Source organism: Actinosynnema sp. (genome assembly GCF_052038725.1).
In genome coordinates, this window is record NZ_JBQGCX010000214.1 from 1 (window position 1) to 3,575 (window position 3,575).

The window sequence follows — 3,575 nt, forward strand, 5'->3', positions numbered from 1 at the left end:
CGCGCGGGCCCGGAACCCGGCGGCGGCTACCTGGTCGGCGCGACACTGCCCGCGCGCGTGCCGACGCGGGGGGAGGCCGGATGATCAGGTTGGTCGTGGTGGACGACGAGCCGATGGTGTGCGCGCACCTGCGGGTGATCCTCGGCGCGGCGGACGACGTCGAGGTGGTCGCCGAGGCGCAGGACGGCGCGGAGGCGGTGGAGGCGGTCGTCCGGCACCGCCCCGACCTCGTGCTGATGGACCTGCGGATGCCGGGGGTCGACGGGCTCGCCGCCACCGAGCGGATCTGCGCCCTGCCCGACCCGCCGCCGGTCGTCGTGCTCACCACCTTCGACACCGACGCCCACGTGCTCGCGGCGCTGCGCGCGGGCGCGGCGGGGTTCCTGCTCAAGACCACCGCGCCCCACGACCTGGTCGAGCTGGTCCGGGTCGCGGCGGCCGGGCACACCGTGCTGTCCCCGGCGGCCACCGCCCGGCTGGTCGCCGCCTCCTCGGCGGGCAGGCGGCGTGACGAGGGCGCCAGGGCCAGGCTGCGCGCGCTGAGCGAGCGGGACCTGGAGGTGCTGACCTGCCTGGGCCGGGGCTTGTCCAACGCGGACATCGCGCGCGAGCTGTTCCTGTCCGAGGCGACGGTGAAGAGCTACGTGTCCCGGATGCTCGTGAAGATCGACTGCCGCAACCGCACCCAGGCCGGGGTGCTCGCCCACGAGGCGGGGCTGGTCGACGGAGCCGGGCTGGTCGACGGGCCGGGGTGAGCCCCCGGCGCGGCTTCCGGTGGGAGATGGGGATGATGGGCCGGTGGCGGAGCCCGTGGTGTCGCGCGTGTTCTCGGCCGAGCACCGGTGGCGGTTGGCCCTGGGCGTTCTCGGACTGGCGGTGGCGGTGTTCCCGTGGGACGGCCCGCCGGTCGGCCTGTTCGGCGCGGTGCCGCTGCTGCTGTGGTGCGGCTCGTGGACCGGGCCCCGGCGGGTCGGGGTGATCGTCGGACTGGTGCTGCTGGGCCTGCCGGTGTGGTTCGTCGTGGTGCCCGGCCTGGGGTTCTCCGGGCGCTGGGTGCCGTCGGCGGCCGAGGTGCTGTGGCTCCACCCGCTGCTCGCGGCGGCGGTGTGCGCGGTCGGCGCGAAGGTGGGACGGCAGCGGGTGCGGGGGTGGCGGCTGACCGGGGTGGCGGCGCTCGGGTTCCTGCTCCTCGGGTTCCTGTGGCTGGCCCGACTGGAGTCCCCGCCCGGCGACGAGGGCGTGCTGCCCGCGCTGGCCGTGCTCCGGGTCGAGGAGGGGGAGCTGCTGTGCGGTTCCGGCGGCTGCGCCCGCCAGGCCCGCGCGACCGGCGACCACGCCCCCGAGGCCGTGCGCGACCGCCTCGCGGCACGGGGCTTCACGCACCGCGACCCGCTCGCCGCCGACGCCCGGCTCTGCCGCACGACCGGGCTCGTGGTGCAGCACGAGGTGTGCGCGGAACTGCGCGACGTCAGCGCGGACGTGGTCCGGGTCGTCTGGTACCTGGACTAGGGGGTTGTCGGTGGAGGTCTGGTCTCAGGAGACCGAGCAGGTGATGCGCGAGCTCGGCTGGTTCCCCGGTCGGCGGGTGGACACCACCCGGTGGCGGGAGCACTCCACCTCGGTGGGGCTGCCGCCGACCGAGGCCGCGGAGCGCTTCCTCGGCGAGTACGGCGGTCTCGTCCGCGAGCACTACCTCATGGTGAACTGGCCGGCCCGGTACGGCCGGGGGAGCGCCGGGCTGGAGGCCCTCGTCCTGGGGATCATGCCCGAGACGCTGGTGCCCTGATGTCGACCGGGGCGTTCGGACGAGCCCCGGTCGTCCCGCTAGTCCTGCTCCAGCACCAGGTCCAGCCCGCCGTCCTCGTTCGGCTCGCACGCCCCGTACCGGGCGTTCGCGCCCAGGAACTCCGCCATGCACCCGCCGAACGCCGCGTGCCCGCGCGCGTTGGGGTGGAACGACTCCTGCAGCGCGTGCCGCGCCCGCGCCTCGTCCCGCAGCCCGTCGAAGTCCACCACGAGCCGGGTGAACCACTCGTCGTCGCTGGAGTCGCCGCCCGAGCACGCCTCGTGACCGCGACCCGCCCGCGACAGGTCCAGGAAGCGCGCGCCCGACGACGTCGCCACCCTGCGCACCGCGTCCGACAGCTCGCCCACGGCCACGTCCCGCACCCACCGCGTGTCACCGCTGCGCAGCGGGCACCCGGACAGGTTCTGCAGGGACGGCGGCACGTCCGGGGTCACCGGCGACGCGTAGGACTGCATCACCAGCGCGTACGACCCCACCGAGTACCCGGCCTCGTCCAGCACCCGGCGCACGTCCCGCACGGCCTTCTCGACCTTCGGCACCATCCGCTCCACGCGCCCCCGCCAGTCCTCCACGAGCAGCCGCGAGCAGTCGTCGCGGCGCTCGAACCAGGCGCGCAGGCACTGCCCGAGCACGTCGGAGAAGCGCGGGTCGTCGTTCGCGCCCACGGCCAGCACGATCGTGGTCACCCGGTGGGTGCGGGCGATTCGGCCGAGCTGGAGCGCCTGCGAGCCCTCGGTGTTGCCGATCTGGTCGGTGATGCCCACGCGCGCGGCGTTCGCGCCCGAGCAGGCCAGGTTGAACACCTCGTCCACGGGCACCGACGGCATCTGGAACACCTGGGCGTGCTTCGAGCGATGGCACCAGTTGTCGTTCTGGCCGTCGGTGTCGTCGACGTAGTCGCCCGCGCCCTCGCCGGACAGCGTGCTGTCACCGAGCGAGACCATGGCGGTGGGCGCGTCGTCGGGTGGTCCGAGCGGCGGCGCCTTGGGGCGGTCGCTGACGAAGACGACCAGCGGGAGCAGCAGGAAGGCCAGTGCGAGCGCGGCGAGGCGACGGCGTGTGGTGCGCATCGCCGCTCAGTTTACGGGCCGACGGGGCTCACGCAGCGTGATCGTGGTCCCAGAGTTCGGGGTCGCGCCACCGGCGCGTCCACTTCGGACCCTCACGGCCGGTGCGCCTTGCGCCGCCGCAGCCACACCACCGCGCCCGCCAGCACCAGCACGCCCAGCACGATCTCGCTGGCCAGCCCGAGCCGGTGCTCGGCGAGTTGCAGGCTCGCGCCCGCCCCGTACCCGAGCAGCACCACCCCGGACGCCCACAGCACCCCGCCCAGGGCGTTGAACAGCAGGAACGTCCGCAGCGGCACCCGGCTCATCCCGGCGAGCGCGGGCACCAGCGCCCGCAGCAGCGCCGTGAACCGCCCCACGAACACCGCCACCCCGCCCCGCCGCCGCAGCAGCTCCTCGGCCTTGGCCAGGTGCTCGGGCCTGACCAGCCGCTCGGGCAGCACCCTGATCATCCGATGCCCGTACCGGCGGCCGACGAGGTACCCGGTGGCGTCCCCGACGACCGCCCCGCCGACCGCCGCCACCAGCACCGCCCACAGCGCAACCCCACCGGAGTGCGCGACCGCCCCGCCGACCAGCACGGCGACCTCACCGGGGAAGACGACGCCGAGCATGGTCGACGCCTCCAGCGCGGGGAGCGCGAAGACGAGCGCCAGCACGAGGGCGGGCGGGAGGTCGCGGAGGAAGTCGAGCACCACGGG

At 75.1% G+C, this 3,575-nt stretch carries 5 protein-coding genes; 3 read left to right on the forward strand and 2 right to left on the reverse strand.

The window, feature by feature from the left end:
* Positions 1 to 80: 80 nt before the first annotated feature.
* From ACTUAL_RS04130 to ACTUAL_RS04140, 3 genes are read left to right on the forward strand one after another with little or no spacing between them, the layout of a single operon-like run.
* Entirely contained in the window at positions 81 to 755 is a 675-nt protein-coding gene (locus tag ACTUAL_RS04130) for a response regulator (RefSeq protein WP_440899320.1), read from the forward strand.
* Positions 756 to 798: 43 nt separating this feature from the next.
* On the forward strand, positions 799 to 1,509 hold the full coding sequence (locus ACTUAL_RS04135; protein ID WP_440899321.1) for a hypothetical protein: 711 nt from the start codon (positions 799 to 801) through the stop codon (positions 1,507 to 1,509).
* 10 nt (positions 1,510 to 1,519) lie between these two features.
* The gene (locus ACTUAL_RS04140; protein ID WP_440899322.1) at positions 1,520 to 1,786 is read left to right on the forward strand and encodes an SUKH-3 domain-containing protein; all 267 of its coding nucleotides are present in this window, start codon (positions 1,520 to 1,522) and stop codon (positions 1,784 to 1,786) included.
* Between the two features lie 38 nt (positions 1,787 to 1,824).
* Here ACTUAL_RS04140 and ACTUAL_RS04145 read toward each other — a convergent pair whose 3' ends face one another.
* Positions 1,825 to 2,877, reverse strand: a complete 1,053-nt coding sequence (locus tag ACTUAL_RS04145; RefSeq protein WP_096495884.1) for a GDSL-type esterase/lipase family protein — start codon at positions 2,875 to 2,877, stop codon at positions 1,825 to 1,827.
* A gap of 92 nt (positions 2,878 to 2,969) precedes the next feature.
* Positions 2,970 to 3,575: DedA family protein (locus ACTUAL_RS04150; protein ID WP_440899323.1), on the reverse strand; the 606-nt coding region annotated here is incomplete at its 5' end.